The 23,964-nt window shown below is 71.1% G+C and carries 22 protein-coding genes; 7 read left to right on the top strand and 15 right to left on the bottom strand.

What is annotated here, in order from left to right; genetic code table 11:
• Positions 1-111: 111 nt before the first annotated feature.
• Together HUT06_RS25845 and HUT06_RS25840 are read right to left on the bottom strand one after the other, a co-directional pair.
• Positions 112-957, bottom strand: coding sequence for a universal stress protein (locus HUT06_RS25845; protein ID WP_176198087.1), 846 nt, complete (start codon positions 955-957; stop codon positions 112-114).
• A gap of 129 nt (positions 958-1,086) precedes the next feature.
• Positions 1,087-1,971 carry a universal stress protein gene (locus HUT06_RS25840; RefSeq protein ID WP_176198086.1) on the bottom strand — a complete coding sequence of 295 codons (885 nt, stop codon included), beginning with the start codon at positions 1,969-1,971 and terminating at the stop codon, positions 1,087-1,089.
• Between the two features lie 406 nt (positions 1,972-2,377).
• On the opposite strand from HUT06_RS25840, the gene HUT06_RS44780 reads away from it, so the two are divergent.
• Positions 2,378-3,301 (top strand): OsmC family protein, encoded by a 924-nt coding sequence (locus tag HUT06_RS44780; protein ID WP_254715386.1) that lies wholly within the window; start codon positions 2,378-2,380, stop codon positions 3,299-3,301.
• A gap of 597 nt (positions 3,302-3,898) precedes the next feature.
• Here the strand turns inward: HUT06_RS44780 and HUT06_RS25830 are convergent.
• Together HUT06_RS25830 and HUT06_RS25825 are read right to left on the bottom strand one after the other, a co-directional pair.
• Positions 3,899-4,504, bottom strand: coding sequence for a CBS domain-containing protein (locus tag HUT06_RS25830; protein WP_176198085.1), 606 nt, complete (start codon positions 4,502-4,504; stop codon positions 3,899-3,901).
• A 770-nt stretch (positions 4,505-5,274) separates the two neighbouring features.
• Positions 5,275-5,730 carry a hypothetical protein gene (locus HUT06_RS25825; RefSeq protein ID WP_176198084.1) on the bottom strand — a complete coding sequence of 152 codons (456 nt, stop codon included), beginning with the start codon at positions 5,728-5,730 and terminating at the stop codon, positions 5,275-5,277.
• A 279-nt stretch (positions 5,731-6,009) separates the two neighbouring features.
• On the opposite strand from HUT06_RS25825, the gene HUT06_RS25820 reads away from it, so the two are divergent.
• Positions 6,010-7,224 (top strand): NAD(P)/FAD-dependent oxidoreductase, encoded by a 1,215-nt coding sequence (locus tag HUT06_RS25820; RefSeq protein ID WP_176198083.1) that lies wholly within the window; start codon positions 6,010-6,012, stop codon positions 7,222-7,224.
• Between the two features lie 583 nt (positions 7,225-7,807).
• Here HUT06_RS25820 and HUT06_RS25815 read toward each other — a convergent pair.
• The 6 genes from HUT06_RS25815 to HUT06_RS25790 are packed head-to-tail and all read right to left on the bottom strand — an operon-like array spanning position 7,808 to position 12,850.
• The gene (locus HUT06_RS25815; RefSeq protein WP_176198082.1) at positions 7,808-8,935 is read right to left on the bottom strand and encodes a 4Fe-4S dicluster domain-containing protein; all 1,128 of its coding nucleotides are present in this window, start codon (positions 8,933-8,935) and stop codon (positions 7,808-7,810) included.
• Entirely contained in the window at positions 8,932-9,432 is a 501-nt protein-coding gene (locus HUT06_RS25810) for a hydrogenase maturation protease (RefSeq protein ID WP_176198081.1), read from the bottom strand. Before HUT06_RS25810 ends, HUT06_RS25815 begins: the two co-directional genes overlap by 4 nt.
• The gene (locus HUT06_RS25805; protein ID WP_176198080.1) at positions 9,429-10,724 is read right to left on the bottom strand and encodes a Ni/Fe hydrogenase subunit alpha; all 1,296 of its coding nucleotides are present in this window, start codon (positions 10,722-10,724) and stop codon (positions 9,429-9,431) included. The genes HUT06_RS25810 and HUT06_RS25805 overlap by 4 nt, the downstream gene beginning before the upstream one ends.
• On the bottom strand, positions 10,708-11,496 hold the full coding sequence (locus HUT06_RS25800; RefSeq protein WP_176198079.1) for an oxidoreductase: 789 nt from the start codon (positions 11,494-11,496) through the stop codon (positions 10,708-10,710). Before HUT06_RS25800 ends, HUT06_RS25805 begins: the two co-directional genes overlap by 17 nt.
• Positions 11,497-11,498: 2 nt before the next feature.
• The gene (locus HUT06_RS25795; RefSeq protein WP_176198078.1) at positions 11,499-12,371 is read right to left on the bottom strand and encodes an FAD/NAD(P)-binding protein; all 873 of its coding nucleotides are present in this window, start codon (positions 12,369-12,371) and stop codon (positions 11,499-11,501) included.
• On the bottom strand, positions 12,368-12,850 hold the full coding sequence (locus HUT06_RS25790) for a cyclic nucleotide-binding domain-containing protein (protein WP_217711458.1): 483 nt from the start codon (positions 12,848-12,850) through the stop codon (positions 12,368-12,370). Before HUT06_RS25790 ends, HUT06_RS25795 begins: the two co-directional genes overlap by 4 nt.
• 209 nt (positions 12,851-13,059) lie before the next feature.
• Between HUT06_RS25790 and HUT06_RS25785 the strand changes: the two genes are divergently transcribed.
• The gene (locus tag HUT06_RS25785) at positions 13,060-13,914 is read left to right on the top strand and encodes a universal stress protein (RefSeq protein WP_176198077.1); all 855 of its coding nucleotides are present in this window, start codon (positions 13,060-13,062) and stop codon (positions 13,912-13,914) included.
• 21 nt (positions 13,915-13,935) lie between these two features.
• Here HUT06_RS25785 and HUT06_RS25780 read toward each other — a convergent pair whose 3' ends face one another.
• Genes HUT06_RS25780 through HUT06_RS25770 form a run of 3 tightly spaced genes read right to left on the bottom strand, consistent with a single transcriptional unit; the run spans position 13,936 to position 16,502 of the window.
• Entirely contained in the window at positions 13,936-14,718 is a 783-nt protein-coding gene (locus HUT06_RS25780) for an FAD:protein FMN transferase (protein ID WP_217711457.1), read from the bottom strand.
• The gene (locus HUT06_RS25775) at positions 14,711-15,133 is read right to left on the bottom strand and encodes an FMN-binding protein (protein ID WP_176198076.1); all 423 of its coding nucleotides are present in this window, start codon (positions 15,131-15,133) and stop codon (positions 14,711-14,713) included. The genes HUT06_RS25780 and HUT06_RS25775 overlap by 8 nt, the downstream gene beginning before the upstream one ends.
• A 10-nt stretch (positions 15,134-15,143) precedes the next feature.
• Positions 15,144-16,502 carry a ferric reductase-like transmembrane domain-containing protein gene (locus tag HUT06_RS25770; protein WP_176198075.1) on the bottom strand — a complete coding sequence of 453 codons (1,359 nt, stop codon included), beginning with the start codon at positions 16,500-16,502 and terminating at the stop codon, positions 15,144-15,146.
• Between the two features lie 114 nt (positions 16,503-16,616).
• On the opposite strand from HUT06_RS25770, the gene HUT06_RS25765 reads away from it, so the two are divergent.
• The 4 genes from HUT06_RS25765 (at position 16,617) to HUT06_RS25750 (ending at position 22,194) form a co-directional block, all read left to right on the top strand.
• On the top strand, positions 16,617-17,354 hold the full coding sequence (locus HUT06_RS25765; protein WP_176198074.1) for a response regulator transcription factor: 738 nt from the start codon (positions 16,617-16,619) through the stop codon (positions 17,352-17,354).
• Positions 17,351-18,790, top strand: coding sequence for a cell wall metabolism sensor histidine kinase WalK (locus HUT06_RS25760; protein WP_176198073.1), 1,440 nt, complete (start codon positions 17,351-17,353; stop codon positions 18,788-18,790). The genes HUT06_RS25765 and HUT06_RS25760 overlap by 4 nt, the downstream gene beginning before the upstream one ends.
• 386 nt (positions 18,791-19,176) lie before the next feature.
• Positions 19,177-19,500, top strand: a complete 324-nt coding sequence (locus HUT06_RS25755; RefSeq protein ID WP_368407040.1) for an acetate--CoA ligase family protein — start codon at positions 19,177-19,179, stop codon at positions 19,498-19,500.
• A gap of 3 nt (positions 19,501-19,503) precedes the next feature.
• Entirely contained in the window at positions 19,504-22,194 is a 2,691-nt protein-coding gene (locus HUT06_RS25750) for a cation-transporting P-type ATPase (protein ID WP_176198071.1), read from the top strand.
• Positions 22,195-22,197: 3 nt separating this feature from the next.
• Here HUT06_RS25750 and HUT06_RS25745 read toward each other — a convergent pair whose 3' ends face one another.
• Together HUT06_RS25745 and HUT06_RS25740 are read right to left on the bottom strand one after the other, a co-directional pair.
• The gene (locus tag HUT06_RS25745; protein WP_176198070.1) at positions 22,198-22,686 is read right to left on the bottom strand and encodes a hypothetical protein; all 489 of its coding nucleotides are present in this window, start codon (positions 22,684-22,686) and stop codon (positions 22,198-22,200) included.
• Between the two features lie 41 nt (positions 22,687-22,727).
• Positions 22,728-23,903, bottom strand: coding sequence for an NAD(P)/FAD-dependent oxidoreductase (locus HUT06_RS25740; RefSeq protein ID WP_176198069.1), 1,176 nt, complete (start codon positions 23,901-23,903; stop codon positions 22,728-22,730).
• Positions 23,904-23,964: the final 61 nt, after the last annotated feature.

Below are 23,964 nucleotides of genomic sequence, written 5' to 3'. Positions count from 1 at the left end.
CCACGGGTGGGACCAGTGGACAAAGGTCCCCGAACCTGGGACATACGCTCTGCCGGGCGCGGCACGCCGGGTGCGGGCCTGCGGGTGAGCGGCACGCGGCGGGGTTGAAGATCAGCGGGCCGGAACGACCGCTACCGGACACTGCGCGTGATGCAGGACTCCGTGCCCTACGGAACCGAGTTGGGGCGAGCTCCAATGCCAGTCGTGGGCACCGACCACGAGCAGGCGGGCCTCGCGCGAGGCCTTGGCCAGCGCGGTCACCGGATGCTCCAAAACAATGTCTTCGACGACATTGACTCCCGGGTACCGGCCGTGCAGCGGTCGGTAAGCATCAAGGACCTCCTTCCTCAACTCCGCTTCGACGTGCTCGGCGTCGGAGTAACCCGCCTCCAGGAAGGTCGAAAGCGTCTGCCACGCGTGGACGATGCGGAGCCGGACACGATGGAGCACGGCTGAGTCGAACGCGTAGTCGAGGACCGCGCCGAGATCCCGTACCGGGTCGACGCCGACGAGGATTTCGCCACCACCGGCCGCGTTCCCGCGCACGACCACCACCGGGACGGTGGACAGCTCGGCCATGCGCAGGCTTGTGGAACCCAGTCGCAGGTCGGCGAAACCGCCCTGGCCACGACTTCCCACCACCAGCTCGAACGCCTTCTCCGACTGGGCGCCTACAGCCTGCCACGTCTCCCCACTCACCAAAGCGGTCGTCGTCGTAAGGCTCGGCCACTGCTCTTTGACGCGTTCACGGGCGGCCGCCAGGAGCATCCTCCCGGCGCGGGCAACGAGGTCGGCGGTCTCAGCCTGCGCGAAGTGCGCCGTCGTGTACGGCCAGCTCTCGACCGCGTGGACGATGCGCAGCGGACGTTCGCGCAAGGCCGCCTCGGCGGCCGCCCAATCGAGTGCGCGCGTCGACTCGCCCGAACCATCGGTACCGATGGTGATCGGTGCGGACATGGCACTCTCCTCATTCCGATCGCCGTAGCGGACCGCCCGGTGCCCTCGGCTGCCGTGCCGTTCTCCGGCCCAGCCCCGCGTGAAGACCTCGGTTGCGCCCCTATCTCGCTCTTCTGGAACCCCTCCTCGCTATTCGGCCTGCTGTGCCGGGACAACCGCGACTGGACAAGGGGCCTGCTGCAGCGCGGCCTGGGTGACCGGACCCAGTAGCATCTGGGGCACCGAGCCGATTCCGCGGTCGCCCACTACCAGCAGGGCAGCGCCTTGGGCGGCGTTGACGAGGGCTTGACGCGGCGGGTCGACGACGAACTCGGTGTCCAGTGGCACGTTGGGGTGTTCGCGTTGCCATGGCGCGACGGCCTGGTCGAACCGTGCCATGGCCTCGCTCCTGATCACCTGTGGATCCGTGAAGGGGACGCGGTCCGGGCCGGGGAGCACTGCCGGGTCCCACCAACTGCATACGGCCGTCACCGACGCCCTACGCAGTGCGGCCTCCTCGAAGGCGAAGCCGAGGGCCGCCTCGCTGGCCGGTGAGCCGTCCACGCCGACCACGAGCCGCCCACCGTGGCCCCCGACCTGTGGTTGGCCTGACCGTACGACGATGACCGGCCGGGCACCGCGGGCACAGACCTGCACAGCGGTGAAACCGACCGACAGGCCCCCGAACCCGCCGTGGCCCCGCGCCCCGAGCACGACCAAGCCGGCATCCACGGCGGCCTCCTGCAGTACTGTGCCTGACTGGCCGCGCTCCAGCCGCCAGTGGACGTCCATGTCCTCGGCCTGGGCATGGGCCTTGCGCACGCCCTCGTCCGCCACGATCGCGGCCGCCGCACGGAAGATCTCCAGGGTGTCGTCGTCCGGCGGGCTCGACGGGTAGGGCCAGTGCCAGGCATGGCAGACGGTGAGGGGAACACGGCGGAGGTCAGCCTCTTCGACCGCCCAATGCAGGGCCTGATCGCCAGCGGGTGAGCCATCGTAGCCGACGAGGACGGCGCCCCCGTGATCATCGTTCATTCGTCGCCTCCTCCTTCCGGGGAATGTGTCCAGCCTCGCCTGACGGAAACGGGGTGGTGGGCAGTAGACCACCGTCCCCGATGTCGCGAGGGACTCCTCGCCTCGGCTTCCTCCGGCAGTGGAGTGTCACCGGCCCTACAGCCGTGGCGGTGGCACGCGTCGCGGCGGTGGGGCGGTCGGCGGATGTCCTGGCGGCGGCAAAGCGGGGGCACAAGGAATCCGTGAGCGTGCCGCTCACTCGACGAGCGACACTGGCGGAGCCCTTTCTGACCTGCTTGAGACGCGGCGGGCGGCCGTTACGTCTCGCAGCTCGTGTCGATCTGGGCCGGGTGCCATGCCGTCCTGGTCCAGAGCGTGAAATCGCCGGTGTGCACGCCAGAACCGGGATGGCCGGGCCACTGGCAGCATGCCGCCGGACCCGACGGCGCGGTGCACCCGGATCAACGAGGTGGCCGAAGGCGCGGACCCGCCTGTGTTCTGGCCGGCTCGCGACCGGCCAGGGCACAAGATCATCTCCTGGACCGCAACCGGGCTCGTCGTCGGCGCCCACCAGCACCGTTGCCGCTCGGCTGCCTGTAAACCCGGCACCCTATCGGGAAGCCATTGCGTCCACGTTTCCGAGATCGTCCACGGACGCGAAACCCCCGCGTGCGAACGCCTTCAGCAGACGCTGGCCCCTCGTCGTGGGGGCGAGGGGCCCGGTGGTTTCGCCGGGCTGCTCCTCGGCTCCGCCGGACATGCGTTGCTGCACCGCCTCCGCTGCGCTGCCACGGTGGTCACGCCCCTGCCTGATGCTCGGGGCGTGGGCCTTCCAGCCCGTCCGGGCGGGACCTTCGGCACTCACCATGCGATGTGGGCGCCGGGGAGACTGCAGGTGAAGGACGAACCACGAATCAACGAGGGAGGCGACTTTTCGATGGAGGAGATCAGGGTCGTCCACCGTGAGAATGACGCCTTCACCCTGCTCATCCGGGACCACGTGATCGACGTGGATCAGCCGTACATCTCGGGCGGCATGGACGAGGGCCCGACACCGGTCGAACTGTTCGTCGCGGCGCTGGCGGCATGCGCGGCGCACCACGCCCGCCGCTATCTCGCAGGGCGTGCGCTACCGGCCACCGGGTTGGAAGTCACCGCCGGCTTCGTCATGGACCCCGGCGTCCCGACTCGCGTTGCGCGGATTCGCCTCCACCTGCGTCCCCCGGTCGACATTCCGGCGGGGGCGCTGAGGGGCTTGGAGTCCGCCGTGGGCCGTTGCACCGTGCACAACTCGATCCTCGATGCGCCAGCGGTCGAGCTGGACGTGCTGGGCGTCGTGTCCTCAGTTTGAGCGGCGTGGCATGACTAGGCCGTCGCCGACCACGGCGGGAAGACGGGCGGGCCGTGCTCGTCGGCGACGAGTGATCTTGCGAAACGCCGCTCGCATGGTAGAGGATTCTGGCCAGCCGGTGCGCAAGGGCCTGATGGCGGCAGCATGTGTCCGACGCTGGTGCGAGGGCACCGACCTGATCGCGGTCGGCTCGCACGGGTGGGCGAGACGCTCATCGGCTTGACAGCACTGCAACGTGCCGCGCAGGCGCAGGCCGCGCCGACCGGTCGTGGTCTCGGACGGCCGCTGTGAGAGGCGGGTTCGGGGCGCCGGTGTCGGCCGAAAGACTGGTGGGCGCCCGGCCAGATTCGAGATGAGGGTCGCAGCCCCATGGCGTCGCCGGGGACGGGGCTGGTCGACGACTCGCGCGCTGAAGGCCGCGATCTTGGGGCGGATTAGCTCCAGGACTGCAAAGTACGGAGCGTCCTGGGCACCAGACCGCCTGACACCGGGAAACCGATAGCTGATCTGGCGGATCGCCATCGCCCGAGAACCAGCCAGTATCGGCCCCTGACGCCACAGGGCGCCCGACGAGCGCCGCCGTCGGCCGCGCCGCCGTCAGGGGGAGGGGTTGATCAGGACGCGGGTGGCGCCGGGCACGGTCCGGGCGAGTATCTCGACGATCCGCTCGGCCTGCTCGTCGATGCGCCCGCTCAGCCGGACCACGCCGTCCTCGACTGTGACCTCCCAGGGCCCGCCGTCCGGTGCGTAGGCGGCGATCGAGGCCAGGACGTCGTCGCGGATGCGGGCGTCGCCCCGGGCAAGCGTCGCGATGAGGTCGCGGCGGCTGATGACACCGACGATGGCCTCCCCGTCGAGGACCGGGACGCTCTTGACCCTCGTTCGCACCATGGTCGCCGCCAGTTCGGCGACGTCCGTGGTGGGGCGCGCCGTACGTACGTCTTGTGTCATGACCTCATCGACGTGCCGGGGCTCGGGTGCTTCCGGGTTGCCGCTCAGCGGCCTTGCGAAGGCTCGGGGATCCGCCTCGAACGCGCCGCGCAGCAGATCCATCTCGCTGACGACTCCGACGAGCCGGCCCGTCGTGTCGATGACCGGCAGCGCGGTCACGTCGTGCTCGAGCAGTACTCGCATGGCCTGGCGGACGGTGGCCGACGGCGTCACCGTCACCGCAGGCGTGGTCATGGCTTCGCGGACCAGCATGGTCATTTCCTCTCGATCGGTCCTCAGCAATCGGTGAGATCGGCGGTACGAGGGCGGGGCTGATCATCGACGGCAGCGGTGAGGTCGGTTTGCGCCGCGACGACGCCTGCCACGGCGGAGGGCCGCCTGCGCCGCCGCTGAAGAACTGCTCGATGATTCCCGGCGGATGTCCACGTCGGCACGCATGAACAGCTACAGCGGGTCGCACGGTGGGGCGGTGTCCACCAGCACGCCGGCGGCCCGACTTTTCCTAAACCACAAGGTTCAGGAGGGCAGGATCCGCCCCGACGGTGTTCGCAGACCGAGAGGGGACGGTAGCCGCCTGGTGCGTGGTCTCATAAGGATCTTCTGCCTATATCGTCTCCCTGGGCTTGTTCGCCGATACGGCGGGTTGACCCGTTGGACTGGGCCTCCTTGCAGTCTCTCCGCCGGTCGGGCCAGTTACCACAGACCGGACGTCCGTCTTGCGGTGGTCGGCCTGTGGACGCGCTTGGTCAGGAAGCGGCTCTGCGAACCCCTTGACCGCGCAGGTGTCGACGCGCTCATGACCGCGGCAGGGCCGCACCGGCCCTTGCGTCAACGCGCTGGCGGACGCGAGGATCGAGCGGCAGCCACGCCGTCCCGCGAACGTCGGGAGCGCCACAGCCACTGCCGAGCGCGCCACGCCTTCTCACCGCCCGAAAGCACGGACCGCGCAAGTCACGACGGCTCCGGTGGACCCCGCCGAGATCAGCGAAGTGCTCCGTTGCGGGCGAGTGCGCACTCGACCATCAGCATCGCACGCCGGCGGGCTGCCGCCGTTCGGCGCGGCCGGCGGCGAAGGCGGCCAGCATGTGCCGCGCGAAGATCGCGGCCCGGCGGTGGCATGGCACCCGCGCCCGCGCGGTCAGCACATCGTGGCCGGCCGCGGCGATCTCGTCCAGGATGCCGCTGTACGGTTCGTACGCGGCGGTAGCGGTCTCGGGCGCGGTCGGTTTCATGTGCCTGAACCGGCGGCCGGTGAACGATCCCGAAGTGCATGACCAGGCGGGACGAGTACTGCGGGCCTGCGTAGTGCCAATCGCCAGTCGCCGGCCGGGCCGGACCGGGCAGTAGGCCGCCACGAACCGGTTCAGGCACCGGAATCCACTCGCCGCGCTAAACGTGTCCGCCAGCATCTGCGGCGTGGTCAGCGCCGAAGCGCCCATGTCGACCGCGACGGACCGGCGCACGCCGATCCGTGGCATCCACCCGGTCTGTCACGAACATCGACCACCACGACCTCACGGCCCCGCGTCGGGAGATGGATCGCCGCCGACAGCTCGGACACGGTTGCACGGTGCATGGAGGCGTGGGCCGGGCCGGCCGCGATTTACCCCATTGTGGCGGTTTGCGATGCAGAGACCCTTTCGTCCCCCCATGCACACATGCACATCCCGATGACACCGCCTCCGGTGACCGGGGTAGACACGTTCATCGCGGGCATGGTGACGGGCGGATTGCGGCCACGAGGAAAGTGGGGGCAGATGTCCGATGGCGTGATCGTCGTGGGGGCGGGTCTGTCCGGGCTTGCCTGTGCGGTGCGGCTGCACCGGGCCGGTGTACCGGTGCGGGTGCTGGAGGCGTCGGACGGAGTCGGCGGCCGGATGCGCACGGATATCGTGGAGGGCTTCCGCCTGGACCGGGGCTTCCAGGTCTTCAACACCGCCTACCCGGAGGCCCGGCGCGTCCTCGACCTCAAGGCCCTGGACCTGCGGTCGTTCGCTTCCGGGCTGCTGGTCTTCCATCAGGGAGTGCGCGAACGCGTGATGCTGCCGTGGAGGCATCCCCAGCATGCGCTGAGCGGCGCCCTCGCCGACGTGGGGTCCGTCCGGGACAAGGCCGCGCTGGCGGCGATGACCGCTCGCGACCTGGCCGTCCCGGGGTCCTGGGTCCGTGACGGTGCCGAACGCGACACGAGTGAGGAGCTGCGCCACTGGGGCGTCTCGGAGGAGATGATCGAGAAGCTGCTGCGCCCGTTCTTGGCCGGGGTGCTGCTGGAGCGCGAGCTGGAGACCTCCAGCCGCTTCTTCCATCTGATCTGGCGGTCCTTCGCGCGCGGCACCATCTGCGTCCCCGCGCGGGGAATGGGCCGGGTACCGGAGCAGCTTGCCGCCCGGCTCCCGGACGGGGCGGTGTCGCTCGGCACGCCCGTCCGGCGGATCACCGACGAGGGAGTGGAGACCGGCAGCGGCGAGGCGATCGACGCCGGCACCGTGGTCGTCGCAACCGACCCGGCCGGCGCGGCCGAACTCGAACCCGAGATCGAGGCACCGGTGATGCGTCCGGTCACGACCTTTTACCACGTGGCCCCGGAATCTCCGCTAAAGGAGCCCGTCCAAATCCTGGACGCCGAAGGGATCATCACCGACACGCTCGTCCTGACCGACGCAGCACCTGAGTACTCCCCGGACGACCGCGCGCTCATCTCGACGTCCGTGCTCGGCATCGACACCGGCGAGGCGCTGGTGCGTGACCGGCTGACCGAGATCTACGGCGACACCGCAGACTGGCGGCACATCGCCTCGTACCGGGTCGAGGCCGCCCTTCCGGCGATGCCGCCGCCTCTGCCGCTGCGACGTCCGGTCCGGTTGCGCACCGGCCGGTACATCTGCGGCGACCACCGCGACACCGGGTCCATCCAGGGCGCCCTGGTATCGGGACGTCGAGCCGCTGAAACCATCCTGGCCGACCTGACCTGAGCCGTTCGCCGGCTATCGCGCAGTCGCCGGAACCTGCGGCAAGCGGCGTGTGGCCGTGGACGCATCGGTGACGGTGAATGTCAACCCCGCCCGGTCCAGTACGGGGGACCGTGCGCGTCCAAGGCCGGCGGTGTCAGATCGCCTGCTGGGCGCGCCTGTCCCGTACAACGGCGTCCGCGACCGCGGCCGGTTCCCGACCAGGCCCCGCGCCGGTCTCGTCACTCAAGCGGGGCACCCGGTCGCGCCATGCCCTGGAGACCAACTACCGCCGTGCCTCCAGCGAAGCCTTCACCGTCCGCCCCAAGGCGCCGCCACGCCAACGCTGCTGGACGCCCTCGGCCCGTAAGGCGCGCACCTCCGTCCCGAACAGCGCAGGGTCGCTCGCAGATGCTGGGCAGGTTGTAGCCGGGCAGCCAGTGGTAGGACGCAAGGGGTGCGCGTCGCCGGATGGTTCAATCGACGGAGAGGAGGCGGCAGCGCTGCTGGTCGAAGCCCGTTCACGATGTTGCCGGGCCGAGGACTCGGCCGCGTGGCCGGGTCCGCAGTTGGGAACTGTGCACGCTTGACGGCTGCGCGGACCACCTCACTCGGTGATGTCTGCCGTGGGGTCGGTGGTTTCGGCGCGCAGCGCGGCCACCTCGACGGTGAGGTCGATCCCGACCGGGCACCAGACGATGCAGCGACCGCAGCCTACGCAGCCAGAGGACCCGAACTGGTCGTGCCAGGTGCCGAGCTTGTGGGTGAGCCACTGCCGGTAGCGGCTCTTCGCGGACGCGCGGACCTCGCCGCCGTGCAGGTGGGAGAAGTCCGGGTCGAAGCAGGAGTCCCAGAGTTGCCAGCGCTCGGCGTGATCGCCTGTGAGGTCGGTGGTGTCGGTCACTCTGGTGCAGAAGCAGGTCGGGCACACCATGGTGCAGTTGCCGCAGCTCAGGCAGCGTTCGGCGACATCGTCCCAGCGAGCCGCGTCCAGGCTGCCCGCCATCAGGTCGCGAAGGCCCAGGGCGGGCATCTCCCGGCCCATCCGGTCGGCGGCGGCCGTCACCTCCGCACGGGCTCGGTCCACGTCGGCGGGCTTCGCGGGTCCTGCGCGCAGGTCGTCCATGATGAGGGCGCCCGCCTCGGTGCCAACGTCCACGATGTACCGCGGGCCGTCCTCGCCGATCAGTTCGGTGAACGCGAGATCGTATCCGGGGCCCGCTTGCGGGCCGGTGCCCATGGAGACGCAAAAGCAGGTCTCACCGGGCTCGGTGCAGTTGACGGCGATGATGAGGGCATCCCGGCGCCGTCCCGCATAGGACGGGTCGACGTGGCGGCCGCCCATCAGGACGCGGTCTTGGACGGCGATGGCGCGCAGATCGCACGGCCGGACGCCGAGCAGTGCCAAGCGGGCCGGGTCGGGTGCGTGCTCCTCGGTCTCGAAGCCGTCCTCGGTCCGGCGCGCCTCCCACAGCTTGACTCTTGACCGGTGCAGAAAGGGTTTCCAGGACTGGGGCCCGGCCGCGTGAGCGAAGGCGGCGCCGTCCTCCCTGCGGCGCAGCCGGTAGCCGCCGGGGCTCAGCCGGACGCCCCATCCGTACGGCAGGTGTTCGACCGAGTCCAGTTCCGCCAGGACGATGGCGTCGTCGCGGACGGTCGGGCCGATGACGGTGTACCCGGCTCGGCGGAGCGCGGCGTGGAGAAGACTGAGGTCGGTGAGTTCCAGTGTGTTCACGACGAGTGGTCCTTTTGCCGGCGCGGGTGTCCGGCGATCGACTCGGCCGGCTCCTCCCCGCCGGGTGCCAGTGCGACGGCCAGCCGGTCGGCGACGGCGGTGACAGCGGCCGCCACTCCGGGGCTCAACCCGTGGCCGAAGCCGAAATCGAGCCCCTCGATCGCCAGGACGCGCAGGCGGGCGGGCATGTGGCCGACGGCGAGTCCGAGCGCGACGGCATCGGCGAGCCCAAGGGCGTGACCGGTGACGGAGCACGCGGCCAGAGCCGCCGTCTCCGCGCCGAGGTCGTGGATCCGCCCGGGAACGGGCGGCTCGGCGCATACCGCGTCCACGACGATCGCCAGGTCGGCGCCCGCCCACAGCCCGATGAGCCGGGCCGGCTCGCCGTCGGTCACCGCGAGAGTCGCCCGCACCCTGCCCTGGAGCGCCTCGAGCACCGCCGGCCCCGCACCGTCGTCGCGGCGGAAGTCGTTGCCTACGCCGATGACGACGGTCACGACCGCTCCACGGTGAGATCGAGGAAGTGGGTGGAGCAGGAGATGCAGGGGTCGTAGTTGCGGATCGCCTGCTCGCACTGATGGGTCAGGGCGTGGTCGTCGAGATGGAGATGCGCCGCGATGAACCGGCGCAGGTCGTCCTCGATGGCGGCCTGGTTCTGGGACGTCGGCGGGACGATCCGCGCGGCCCGGATCAGGCCGTCCGGGCCGAAGCCGTAGCGGTGGTAAAGGACGCCGCGCGGCGCCTCGGTGACGCCGTGTCCGGTCCCCTCCCGGGGCGGCACCGGCACGGCCGGGCGGGGCGGCGGCTCATAGGCGGTGATGATCCGTAGCGCCTCGTCCACCGCGTAGACGATCTCGACCGCACGGACCAGGATGCTGCGGAACGGGTTGCGGCATTCGATGCCGAGTCCGGCCCGGTCCGCGGCCTCGAGCGCGAGGGGCGACAGCCGGTCGCGGTTGAGGGAGTAGCGGGCGAGCGGGCCGGTGAGGTACGGGCCGCCGTCGGTGAAGCGGGCGTGCAGGGCGGTCGAGTGGGGGACCTGCTCCTCGACGATGTTCCGCTCGAACTCCGCGGCGGAGAAGGCGCGTCCTGCGCTGCTGCGCAGGACGCCGCTCTCCAGCGGGTACCGTCCGGTGGACAGGGCGAGGTATTCATGGTCATGAGCGAAGTCGGGGAACTCGAATTCCGCCGCCCATTCCACGGTGGCGAGCGCGTCGTCGCGGGCTTGGCGGAGCAACTCGGCGAGCGGGGCCAGCTCGGTGCGTGCCGGCGTCCGGTGGAAGCCGCCGACCCGGACGTTCACCGGATGGATCGCTCGGCCCCCCAGCACCTCCAGCAGCGTGTTGCCCGCCTTCTTCAGCCGCAGGCCCCGCTCGACGACGGCGCGGTGGTCGCGGGCCAGCTCCACCGCGCCCGGGTAGCCGAGGAAGTCGGGCGCGTGCAGCAGGTAGACGTGCAGGGCGTGGCTCTCGATCCACTCACCGCAGTACAGCAGGCGGCGCAGCTCGCTGAGGGTGCCGCCGACCTTGACGCCGCAGGCCGCCTCGATGGCCTGGCACGCGCTCATCTGATAGGCGATAGGGCAGATGCCGCAGATTCTGGCGGTGATGTCCGGCGGTTCGGTGTAGGCGCGGCCGCGCAGGAACGCCTCGAAGAACCGCGGCGGCTCGTAGATGTCGAGCCGAACCTCCTCGACGGCCCGGCCGCGGGCCCGGACGTACATGGCGCCCTCGCCTTCGACCCGGGCAAGAGCCCCGACCTTCAATGTCCGGTCATTGCGGTGCGTCATCCCCCGCCCCTTCGGGTCGCTGCTCCTCGCGGAACGCCGAGACGTTGAAGGTGGACAGCACTCGGTGCGTCTCGTCCTCGGTCATGTCGAGCCACGGCAGCAGCCCGCGGGTGTTGGGCCGAGTGCCGCTCCAGGCGGGGGAGGGGCCGAAGCAGCCGTAGCAGCCTCGGCCGTACGCCGGGCAGATCGCGCCGCACCCCGCGTGGGTGATGGGCCCCAGGCACGGGGTGCCGCGCGCGACCATGACGCAGACGCTCCCGCGGCTCTTGCATTCGAAGCAGACGCTGTGCCCGGGTACGTCGGGTGTACGGCCGGTCAGGTGAGCCGCCAGCACCTCCACGAGTTGGCGCCGGTCGATCGGGCACCCCCGCAGTTCGAAGTCCACCGGTACATGCGCTGAGATGGGCGTGGACCGCGCGAGCGTGGCGATGTACTCCGGGCGAGCGTAGACCACGGAGGTGAACTCCTCGACGTCCGCGAAGTCACGCAGTGCCTGGATGCCTCCGGCGGTTGCACACGCCCCGATCGTGATCAGCTTGCCCGATACCGCCCGGACGTGCTGGATGCGGTCGAGGTCGGTCGGCGTCGTGATCGATCCTTCGACCAGGGAGACATCGTACGGGCCGTCCCCGGCGGCGGCGGTCGCCTCCAGAAAGTACGCGATCTTGATCCGTCCGGTGAGGGTGAGGAGTTCGTCCTCGCAGTCCAGAAGGGTCAGCTGGCAGCCGTCGCAGGAGGCGAACTTCCAAACGGCCAGGGTCGGTCGTCCCATGCCTACAGCTCCCTGACGGTCATGAGCGGCACCGCGCGCTCGTACGGCAGGACGGGCCCGTCGCGGCAGAGCAGCAGCGGCCCGAGCTGGCAGTGCCCGCACCATCCGAGCCCGCAGTGCATATTGCGCTCCAAGGACAGCCGGATGTCGGCAGGGCACATCCCGAGCCCGATGAGCGCCTCGGCGGTGAGGCGCATCATCACTTCCGGTCCGCAGATGAACGCCGCGGCGCGGGCCGGGTCGACCTCAACTGACCCCGCCAGCGCCGTGATCAGTCCGACGTGACCGGCCCACCCGGGAGTCGGCCGGTCAACCGTGACCTCGACCTGGGCGCCTTTCGCCCGCCACGTGTCGAGCTCACTGGTGAACAACAGGTCATCCGGGGTGCGCGCACCGATCAGGACTGAAATCCGGCCGAAGGCACTCCGGTCGGACAGGGCGCGCAGCACCACTGGCCGCAGCGGGGCCAGCCCGATCCCGCCGGCGGCGAGCACCAGATCGCATCCCCGTGCCTCGTCCAGGCCCCAGCCGGTGCCGAACGGCCCCCGCAGCCCGACGACCCTCCCCGGCCGCGTCCCGCATACGGCCCGGGTCACGGCGCCGACGGCGCGGACGGTCTGCTCCAGTACCGGCCCTCTTCCGCGTGCGGGTCGGGAACCCCGTACTGCCCGGAACGGCCCGACGCGGCTGACCGAGATCGGCGCCTCACCGATACCGAAGACGTACATCATGGTGAACTGGCCGGGAACTGGCTCTGGGACGGCCGCCTCAACGGGCTCCAGCGCCAACGTGACCGTGTCGGCCGTCTCCGCGTGCCGGTCCGTCACCCGGTACGGGACGGGCGCCATGGGGCCGTGCGCCGTGGCCGGAGTCATCGAAGCTCCTCCGGGTGCGCGTACAGGTCCAGCATCCTGACCCTGGTCGCTTCGAGCCGGTCCAGCATCACGGCCCCGAAGCGCAGGAGGAGGTCGTGGCCGAGACGGAGGTCGGCGGCGCAGAGTTCCCGTACCCCCCGCCCGTCGAACCGGAAAGCCGTCACCGGCGCCGCGGCGACCGCGCCGAATCTCCAGCGGTGCGGCGGAAACAGCCACGACCAACCCAGCATCGACGAGGCCGGCAGGGTCTCCACCACCACCGCACCGCGGCCGGGCACCTGCAGATCCAGCGCGACCTTGCCGGAGCGGAGCAGCCAGAACCGCTGGGCCTGATCACCCTCCTCGAAGAAGCGGTGCCCGGCCGGGGCCGCGACGACGACGGCGATGGCCGCCAATGCGGCGCGGTGCGGCTCGGGCATCCCGGCGAAGAAGCGTTCCTCGGCCAGAGCACCGGCCGTGACGGAGTTCGTCTCCTCCAACTGGCCCGACCTCCTTCAGGAACGGGCCCGCTACGGTCATGACACGTCCCCACCTGCAATGACACCGGTGCACTACCCGCAGCGGATCCACGCTGAACCCTGTTCCGAGCAATCCCATTCGATGCCGGACCTTGGTCCCTTGCGCCCGACGGTCGGCGCTCATAAGTGTGGAAGTAGCTGTGCAACATGCTTGATCATTGGGGGAGGCCATGTCGGCACCGATCGTCGTGGGGACGGATGGGTCCGGCGTCGCGGAGCGCGCCGTCGCTTGGGCGGCCGCCGATGCGGTGCGGCGCCACCGGCCGCTGCACATCGTGCACGCGGCGAGAATCTGGCCGTATCAGGTTCGGCGGTTCGCCCTGCCCGATGAGTCGGAGCGCGTGTCACATGCGGGTCGCGCCGTCCTGCGTGAGGCTGAGGAACACGTGCGGACGCGCTGGCCCGGGCTGCGAGTGACGACAGCGCTTGTGGTCAACACGCCGCCGGACGCGCTGCGGGACGAGTCGGAGAAGGCTTTGGAACTGGTCGTCGGCCGGCGCGGCCATGGCGGCTTCGCTGGTCTCCTGCTTGGTTCCGTAAGCCGTCGTGTGGCCGGGCACTCGGCCGTTCCGGTCGTGGTGGTACGGGGGGAGGCAGGCCCCGACCACGGGGAGGTCGCGGTGGGATGCGACATCGAGGAGGAGGCGAACGATGTGCTGGAGTACGCCTTCGATGCCGCGGCCGTCCGCGGGGCGCGGCTGCGCGTGGTGCACGCCTGGCAGATCGCAGCGAGCCTTGCCGAGTCAGGTTATGCCGTTGACGAAGAGCAGATGAACGACGAGCGGCGTGCCGGGATAATCGCAGCCTACGCCCCGCTGCGCGAGCGCCATCCGCTGGTCGAGGTGGTGAACGATGTGCTGATCGGGCATCCGGTGTCCATTCTGTGCAAGGTGTCCCGGGCGGCCGATCTCCTCGTCGTCGGTGCGAGCCGTCACCGATCGGGCGTGCCCGGGCTCGGCTCCGTCGGCCACGGCGTGATCCATCACGCGGAGTGTCCGGTCGCGGTGATCGGCCGGTCCCGTTAGGCAGGGCGAGAACGCGCCGTCCTACATCGGCCGGTCTGGCGGGACGACGGCCAGGGCGACGTCTTCGAAGCCGGATGTGCACCAGGTGGAGCCGTCGGAGGCCACGACCAGTGCTTCGATGTCGGGATGCGCGTCCGTCCAGGTGCGTGCGGCGCCTCCCATGGCGAAGGCGGCGGTGGCGAGGGCGTCGACGTCGCTCAGGTGGCGTCCGACCAGGGTGATCGAGGCTAGGTCCGCGGCGGGATGTCCGGTGCGGGGGTCGATGATGTGGGGGCCGCGTTCGGCGGTGCCGGAGGTGGCGACCGCGAGGTCGTGTCCGGCCACGGCGGCGACGAGCCGGTCGCGGTGGTGGGGGTCGGTGATGCCGACCCGCCACGGGCGTCCTGGGCGGGCCTCCCCGCGTGTCTGGATGTCGCCGCCCCCGTTCACACAGTGGTCGAGCGCGCCGGCCTCGTACAGGATCGTGGACGCCCGCTCGACCGCCCAACCTTTGACCAGGCCGCTGGGGTCGAGCCGTCCACCGGGTCGGCAGGTGAACGCTCCTCCAGTGAGCTGCTCCAGCACGTGGCAGTGGTGCAGGACATCGGCGACGTCGGGATCACATTCGCCGACCGTGAGGCGGCCTTCCGCCAGGCGAGACATCTGGCTCTCGGGTTTGTACGGGGAGAACACGTGGTCGACATGATGCAGCCACGCGATGGCCTCTTCAAGCGCCTTGGCGACGATGGGGGTGAAGTCCGTGCGGATGTCGAAGGTGACCGCCGTCCCCATCACGTGCTCGACGTGGCGGATCGCTTCAGGCATGGGCACGGTCCAAGGCGCTCTGCAGGGACGTGATGTACCCCTCACTGGTGTAGGTCGCTCCTGAGACCGCGTCGATGTGGGCGCCGCCGGCCGCGACCGCCTCCCGGGTGAGCCGGGGGAGGGCCATGGCGGCGATCTCCCGGTCGCGGCCGTTCGCCGAGGGGGCGCGCAGCACCCGGACGGCGGTGAGGCGGCCCTTCGACATCGTGATCTCTACCTGGACGGGTCCGTACCGGGTGTCGACGCTCTGCCCCCGGTAGGTCGCGTTGGTTGCCGTTGCAGCGTGTCCGCCGGGCGCGGGCGGTTCCGGGGCGGGCGGGCGCGCCACTGAGACCGCCTGGTGGTGCGGTTTCAGCGACAGCAGCAGGACGACGCCCGCGATGGTCGTCCCGGTGGCGATCGTGGCTCGGCGCATGCTCGGCCTCTCAGAATTCGAACGACTCGGTGCGGATGTGGCGGCGCCGCACGCCGGCCTGGCGGAGGGCCCGCAGCGCGGCGTTGGTCATGCCGGGCGGCCCGCACAGGTAGACGTCCCGGTGCCGCACGTCGGGGACGACCGACCGCAGTGCCCGCCCGGTCAGCGGGAGCGAGTACTCGGACGGCTCGTCCACGAAGTAGTGCACGCGCGCGCCCCGCGCGGCGGCGACCGCGTCGAGCTCGCGCCGCAGGACCAGATCCTCCGGGCGGCGGGCGAGGTAGACGAGGGTGACATCACCGGGGAGCGTCTCGAAAAGGGTCCGCAACGGGGTGACGCCGACGCCGCCGGCGAGCAGCAGCGCCCGGTCGTGGCGGGGTCGCGTGCCGGTGAAGCCGCCGTAGGGGCCCTCCGCCCAGACCCGCGTCCCGGGGCGGAGCCGGGCGAGGGCGCGGCTGTGGTCCCCGGTCTGCTTGACCGTGATGCGGAGCCGGTGCCCGCGCGGCGGTTCCGACAGTGAGTAGGGATTGGCCGCCCACCACAGGCCGGGTGCGAGGAACCGCCAGCGGAAGAACTGCCCCGGCTCGGCGTGCAGTCTGGTCAGGTCGCGTCCGGTCATGTAGACGGAGACGACCCCGGGAGCCTCGGCGCGGACGGCGGCGACCCGCAGCCCGTGCCGGACACCGCCGATGACCGGTGTGAGGAAGCGGAACCACACGAGGAGCACGGCGACCCCGATGTACAGCGTGTACCAGGCGGCCCGCGCCCAGGCGCTGCCGACGAACTGGGCGCCGTTGGCGAGCTGGTGCGAGAAGGCCAGGAAGATCGCCAGGTAGGTCGCGAAATGCAGGTAGTGCCAGATCTCGTACCGCAGCCTGCGCCGCGCCGCCCGCGCGGAGGTGACCCCCACCCCCAGCAGCAGGACGAACCCTGCCGTTCCCTTGAGCATCTCGGGATAGTCGAGCACCACGGTCACCGTCTGGTGGACGACGTCCGTGCGGGACGTCACCGCGTACCCCCAGATGATCAGCAGGACGTGCGCCATGACGAGCCAGACGGTGTACCGGCCGCCCATCGCGTGCCAGCGCGCCAGCCGGTCGGTACCGACGCCCCGTTCCAACGCCGGCACCCGCGCCATCAGGGCGAGCAGGACGGCGCATCCGTAGCCCGCGAGGAGTCCGGTGACACGCCCAGCCTCGGTCAGCCAGCCGTCCAGTCCGGCGACCGAGCCGGTGCTACGCCACCACAGCGCCAGCACGAGCACGGCGCCCGCGTAGATCAGGACCTGCGGCCACGAGGACGGCACGCGCCACGCCGGACGCGGCGGCCGGGTGACGGGCCGCGGGATGTCGGGTCTGGTCACGGTCATGCCGGCCACCCTGCCAACGCAATTTCTGAGTTCCCTCTGACACCGTGGGGAAGACGCCCCTTCAGAGCCGTTTCAGAGGAAACTCAGAGGTGGGAAGGAGACGCTGGCCGCACTATGACGAGTGAACCCGGATCCGCGAGCCTGCGGCGGGCCGACGGCACGCCCGTCCGGGTCCTGGTCGTCGACGACGAGCCGGATCTGGTCGATGTGCTGTCGCGCGTGCTGGCCTCCGAGGGCTGGGCGGTCCGCACCGCCGGGGACGGCGCCGAGGCGATCGCCGCCGCCCGCGACTTCCGCCCCGACGCGGTCGTGCTGGACGTGATGCTCCCCGACATCGACGGTCTGCAGGTGCTGCGCCGCCTCCGCGCCGAGACGCCGGAGGTGTGCGTGCTGTTCCTGACGGCGCGCGACGCCGTCGAGGACCGCATCGCCGGGATCACCGCGGGCGGTGACGACTACGTGACCAAGCCGTTCAGCCTGGAGGAGGTCCTGGCGCGGCTGCGCGGGCTGCTGCGCCGGGCCGGCATGACGCGGCAGAAGGATGCCGCGCGGCTGCTCACCGTCGGTGGCCTCGCCATGGACGAGGATGCCCGCGAGGTGACCCGCGACGGGCGGCTCGTCGAACTGACCCCGACCGAGTTCGAGCTGCTGCGGTTCCTGATGCGCAACCCGCGCCGGGTGCTGTCCAAGTCTCAGATCCTCGACCGCGTCTGGGACTACGACTTCGGCGGCCAGGCCCACGTCGTCGAGCTGTACATCAGCTACCTGCGCAAGAAGATCGACGCGGGCCGGACGCCGATGATCCACACCGTCCGCGGTGTCGGATATGTCCTGAAGCCGGAGGCTTCGTGAGGGCCTCGCGCACGCTGCGGGCCCGGCTCACCGCCGGACTGGTCGTCCTGCTCGCACTGAGCTGCCTCGCCGTCGGGATCGCCACCGCGGTGGCGCTCGACCGGTTCCTCGTCGGGCGGCTGGACGAGCAGCTGACCGCGTCCGGCGGCAGGTTCCCGGCGAGCTTGGAGCATGAACGCCACCGGGACGCCGACAACGGCCCGGACACCCGCGGGCAGGCGCCGGGAACCTTCGGCGCCCGGCTGTTCGGGGGCTCGGTGACGCAGGCCGTGATCGTCCGCGGCGACGACGTCGAACCCGTTCCGCTGACCGCCGCCGACCGGCGCGAACTGGCCGCCGTCCCGCCCGACGGCCGCGGTCGGCCGCTGTCGCTGTCGGCGCTGGAGGAGTACCGGATGGCGGCAGTGCGCGGCGACGACGGCGACGTGCTGATCACCGGGCTGCCCCTGCATCCGGTCGAGGAGACCGTGCATCGCCTGATCCTGGTGGAGGCCGTCCTCTTCGCCGCCGTGCTCGCCGCCGCCGGGGTCGCGGCGGCGGCCTGGGTGCGGCTGGCGCTGCGCCCGCTTCGCCGGGTCGCGGCCACCGCGTCCCGCGTCACCGAACTGCCGCTGGCCAGCGGGGAGGTGGCGATGCCGGAGCGGGTTCCCGACGCCGACCCCCGCACCGAGGTCGGCCAGGTCGGTGCGGCGCTGAACCGGATGCTCGGCCACGTCGAGAACGCGCTGGCCCGCCGCCATGCCAGCGAGGAGCGGCTGCGCAGGTTCGCCGCCGACGCCAGCCATGAACTGCGCACGCCCGTCGCCGCCATCCGGGGCCATGCCGAACTCGCGCTGCGCACGTCCGAGCCCGTCCCGGTGGAGGTGCGGCACGCGCTCGGACGCATCGAGGCCGAGTCGGTGCGCATGTCCGAACTGGTCGACGACCTGCTGCTCCTCGCCCGTCTGGACGCCGGCCGCCCTCTCGACACCCGTCCGGTCGACCTGACTCGGCTCGTCCTGGACGCCACCGCCGACGCCCGTGCCGCCGGTCCCGGTCACCGCTGGGAGTTGGTGCTCCCCGAGGAGCCGGTGACCGTCACGGGTGACGATCGGCGCCTTCACCAGCTGATCGCGAACCTGCTCGCCAACGCCCGGACCCACACGCCGCCCGGCACCCACGTCACCGTCCGGCTCGCCGCCCGCACTAATGGCGTCGTCCTGGAGGTCGAGGACGACGGTCCCGGCATCCCGCCCGATCGACAGGACGAGATCTTCGACCGGTTCGTCCGCGCCGACCACGGCCGCTCCCGCACCGCGGGCGGCACCGGCCTCGGCCTGGCGATCGTCCAGGCCGTGGCCGCCGCGCACGACGGACGCGCCGAACTCATCGCCGCCGACCACACCATCTTCCGCGTCACAATCCCCGCCACAATCCCACGAGGCGCACCTTCCTGAACCGAGGACCTTGGTCCCTGCCGGTACCGGGGCCAGCGAGGTGGAATGGAGGTGGGCGGGAGAGGCCCAAGGAAGGGACGGAGAAGCGGGAAACCGCGCACCGTCCAACTCGAAACGCTGCCTAAGCGGCGGAGGACTTCTCCCGCCTCCAGCACTCTCCGGAAGTGCGTGCGCGGGAGCCGGCAGTCATTGTGGTCGAGGCTCCCGTAGGACCATGGTCCCGGCGGCCGATGACCTTGGGGCGCTGATCGGCGAGGCCAGCCGTTGGACGGTGGGAACATGACGGAGCGGCTTTCCGGCGCGCGGTCGTTCGCGCTACTGACGGACGGCGTGCAGGTCGAGACCAGGCGGCTCGGCGAGGCGGGCCTGGGCGCGGTGCATGAAGGCTGCACGAGAAGACCCCGTGTCTGCGGTTCCTCGGTCTCGAACCGGCGGCGGGCACGCCGGAGTTCGGGCTGGACGGGAAGGTCGCCGTCCGCGCCGCGGCGTTCGGGCGCCTGTCCGTACGGTTCGGCGACGGTTCGGAGGGCATGCTCGTCCAGGCCATGGCGGACCAGGGCGTCGAGGTGTCGTGCGGCGCCGTCCAGGACGAGGTGTTCGGCGCAGTGATGATCTTCGAGGCGGGGGGCATCGACACCCGTGAGGTGGTGCTGAGGCCTTCCCGGCTGGTCGCCGACCAGCCTTCCCCCGACGTGCGACGTCTTCGCTGAGCCATGCCCGCCAGACGACATCACGCGGGCACCGCGACGGGCGCGGCCGAGCCGAGCGCCGATCCGCGGGAACCCCTGCCGCTGCTGCGCAGGGAACTGGGCACCGGCGACCGGGGGCTGTCCGCGCGTGAGGCGGCCCGGCGGCTGGCCGTCTACGGGCCCAACCAGGTGCGGCGGCGAGAGAAGCGGTCGCTGGTGCGGCTGCTGTCGGGCCAGCTGGCCCATCCGCTGGCGTTGCTGCTGTGGGGTGCCGGCGCGCTGGCGTTCATCGCCGGAATGGGAGTGCTGGGCTGGGCGATCCTCGCGGTCATCCTGATCAACGCCGTTTTCGCGCTGCTGCAGGAGCACCAGGCCGAACGCGCGGTGGAGGCGCTGGCGGCCTATCTGCCCGAGCAGGCCCACGCCGTCCGGGACGGGCGGGCGCAGGCGGTCGAGGCGGCCGGGCTGGTGCCGGGTGATTTGATCATGATTGCCGAGGGCGACAAGATCCCCGCCGACGCGCGGCTGACCGACGGGGCGGTGGAGGTCGACCTGTCGATGCTGACCGGCGAGTCGGCGCCGGTGGAGCGGGTCGCCGCCCCCGCGGAGGAGGGCGCCCCGCTGCTGCGCGAACCGAATCTGGTGTTCTCCGGGACGACCTGCACCGGCGGTGAGGCGCAGGCGATCGTCTTCGCGACCGGCGGGCACACCGAACTCGGCCGCATCGCCGCCCTCAGCCAGCGCGCGCCCCGCCGCGACAGCCCGCTGGAGGTGCAGGTCAAGAAGGTCGCCTGGCTGATCGCGGCGGTCGCGGTCGGCATGGGCGCGGTGTTCCTGCTGATCGGCGCGCTGGTCGGGCTGCCGCTGAGGGACGCGCTGATGTTCGCCATCGGGCTGCTGGTCGCCAACGTCCCCGAAGGACTCCTGCCCACCATCACGCTCGCGCTGGCGGTCGGCGTACGCGTCCTGGCGAAGCAGGGCGCGGTCGTCAAGCGGCTCAGCGCTGTGGAGACGCTCGGCTCCACCAACGTCATCTGCACCGACAAGACAGGCACCCTGACCCAGAACCGGATGCGCCTCCAAGCCCACTGGACCCTGGAGACAGGGATTGTCACCGCTGAGCCTCCGCCCCAAGCGCTCGCCGAGGCGATGACCGAATGCACCACCGTCTCCGTCACCGAGAGCGGCGACCTGCAGGGCGACCCGACCGAGATCGCCTTGGTCGAGGGAGCCGGCCCGGACGCCGCGGCGCTGCTGGCTGCGCGGGACGAGCGGCGCCGCGCGATCTTCCGGTTCGACGCGCGGCTGCGGCTGATGTCCACGATCGGACAGCGCGCCGAGCGCCTCACCGTCTATGCCAAGGGCGCGCCCGAAGCCGTCCTGGCCCGCACCACCGGTGCCGATGGCCCTGCGGTCATGGCCATGGTGGACGACCTCGCGCGCCGAGGGCTGCGGGTGCTGGCGGTGGCCGTCCGGGATCTCCCGGACGGCGGCGAGGTGCCCGAGCGCCGGGAGGAGGCCGAGACCGGGCTGCGCCTCCTCGGCCTGGTCGGGCTTTACGACCCGCCGCGCCCGCAGGTCGCCGGCGCGGTGCGCCGCTGCCACGACGCGGGGCTGCGCGTCCACATCGTCACCGGCGACAACGGGGTCACAGCGGCCGCTGTCGCGGCGGAGGTGGGCATCGGCGTCCCCCGGCTCCATGTGGTCGCCGAGTCTGAGCAGGTCCACGACGTCGAACTGGACGAACTGCTGACCGGGGACGCCGAGATCGTCTTCGCCCGCTCGTCCCCGGAGACCAAGTTGAAGGTCGCCGACGCGCTACGCGCCCACGGCCAGGTGGTGGCGATGACCGGGGACGGCGCCAACGACGCCCCGGCCCTGCACCAAGCCCACATCGGTGTGGCGATGGGACGTTCGGGCACCGACGTGGCCCGCGAGGCGTCCACCATGGTCCTGACAGACGACAATTTCGCGACCATCGTCACCGCGATCGAATCCGGGCGCCGTGTCTACGACAACGTCCGCAAATTCATGCTGTACATCTTCGCGCACGCCGTCCCGGAGATCGTCCCCTTCCTGGTGTTCGCGCTCAGCGGCGGCCTGATCCCGCTTCCGCTCACCGTCCTGCAGATCCTCGCGATCGACCTCGGCACCGAGACACTGCCCGCGCTCGCACTCGGCCGCGAACCCGCCGAGCCCGGCATCATGAACCGTCCGCCGCGCCCGTCCTCCCAAGGCGTCATCTCCCGCGACATGCTGATCCGCGCCTGGGGCTACCTGGGCCTGGTCTCCGCCGCACTGGTCATGCTGGTGTTCTTCTACGTCCTGTGGCGTGCCGGCTGGCACCCCGGCGATCCCACCGGCAAGGGCGCCGCCTTGCACCACGCCTACCTGACCGCCACGACGGCGACGTTCGCGGGCCTGGTCACGTGCCAGATCGGTACAGCCATGGCCGCCCGCACCGACCACGCGTCCCTCCGCGAGGTCGGCCTCGCAGGCAACCCGCTCCTGCTCGCGGGCATCGCCTTCGAACTGCTGTTCGCCGCCGCTCTGATCTACCTGCCGCCGCTGCAGGACCTGTTCGGCACCGCCGCCCTGCCCTGGGACGTCCTGGCGATCATCGCCGTGTTCCCGCTCATCGTCTGGGGCACCGACGAACTCCGCCGCTGGAAGCGCCGCCGCACCAGTCGGCGGGTCGACCCGGGCACAGTGTGACGATCACGGTGTCCGGGGCGTCCTCCCCGCCGCGGGCGGACGCCCGTCGACGGACGGCATCCCGTTCGTCCGGCCGGCGGGTCCGCCCTGTTCGGCGAGCTGCATGAGCATCGAGGTCATCAGGCTGTCGAGCCAGCTGAGCGCGCCCGAGCACGCGGCGCGTGTCCCGGCGACGCCGGAGTTCTCGTCGAGCGGCGGCAGCAGCTCGCGCACCTCCGCGGCCAGCCGCGGCGAGATCGATCGGACCACTTCGCTCCGGAGGGCGTTGAACACCATGGCGGCCCGGCGGGCGGCCGCGTCGTCGGCGCCGTCGGAGTGCAGTTCCTCGTTCACGGCGGTGAGCAGCCGCCAGGTGCGCATCAGCCGGGTGGGGGAGATCACTTCATAGCCTCTGCGCACCTCGCGGGCATTACCGATCAGGACGGTCATCCTTGTCGGGCGGGACGCCGGGGCGGCGTTCCCGGCGCGGTGCCGATCGTGTCGGACGGTCATGTCGCCTCCTCACATTCGGGCGGCCGGCCGGGCCGGCCGGGTCAGGGCAGGCGGACGTAGCCGTTGCGGGCCTTCCACAGGAAGTACTTCTCGAAGGCCAGCTTGGCCGCGTGGGCCTGAGGACCGGGGACCAGCACGCCCGCCTTGCGCGGCGGGAGCATGCGGTCGGCCAGGATCATGACGCAGACGGCGGGGATCTCACCGAAGTCCTTGTGGCGTGCCTGCTCCTCGCCGCGGATGCGCGCGGCGATGTTGTCGGCGGCGACGCGCGCCTGGACCTCGGTGGGGAAGCCGGTCTTGGGCACGCCGACCGGGATCGCGGTGGTCCAGGGGACGGTCACGGCGGCGGCGATGCCGACCGCGTAGATGCCGGGGTGGGCGGTCGACTGGTAGGTGTCGCGCACCGGGACGAAGCCGTTGCCGTCGCTCAGCCCGGAAGTGCGGGCGACGACCTCCTGCCCGATGAACGGCGGAATGATCATCGCGTAGGAGAAGTCGAGCTTGCCCCCGTCGTCCAGCAGGAGCCGGCCGGGAGACGCTTCGCGGAGCGCCGTGCCGGTGATGACCTGGATGCCCTCCTTCTTGCAGAACAGCTGCAGGAGGCGTTCGCCGCCGGGGAGCCCTCCGATGCCGAAATGCCCGAGGAAAGGTTCCGCGGTCACGTAGGTCAGCGGAACCCGCTTCTTCAGTCCGGCCTTCTTGAGCTGATGCGCGGTGTTGAACAGGAACTCGTAGGCGGCGCCGAAGCAGCCGGTCCCCTGGGTGGCGCCGATGACGACCGGCCCGGGGCCGTCCAGGAACCGGCGCCACGCCGCGCCGGCCCGCTCGGCGTCGGGGAGCGTGGTGATGGTGTGGACGCCGTTGGCGGGCTCCAGGCCGGGCACGACGGCCATGTCGTTGCGGTAGCCGGTGGCGATGACCAGGTAGTCGTAGGGTCCCGCGGTCGTGTCCACCCGCTTCGCGATGGGGGCGATGGCCTTGGCCTCCGCGTGGACGAACTCCACGCCGTGCATCTCAAAGGTCGGAGCGAGCGGGAAGGTGATGTCGTCTTCGGTCCGCTTGCCGAACGGGACCCAGATGAGCGAGGGCTTGAACAGGAACCGGTCCGACGCCGAGACCACCGTGACGTCCACGTCGCCGTCCAAGGCGTGCTTGACGCTGAGCGCGGCGGTCACGCCACCGAAGTTGCCGCCGAGGACGAGCACCTTCTTGCGCATCGCACTCACCTTCTCCAGAAGGGGGCTGACATTCTCAGCCTTCCGGTCGGTGTCCGGTGAC

Source organism: Actinomadura sp. NAK00032 (genome assembly GCF_013364275.1).
Taxonomy (GTDB): Bacteria; Actinomycetota; Actinomycetes; order Streptosporangiales; family Streptosporangiaceae; genus Spirillospora.
This window is presented reverse-complemented; position numbering and strand designations above follow the sequence as displayed.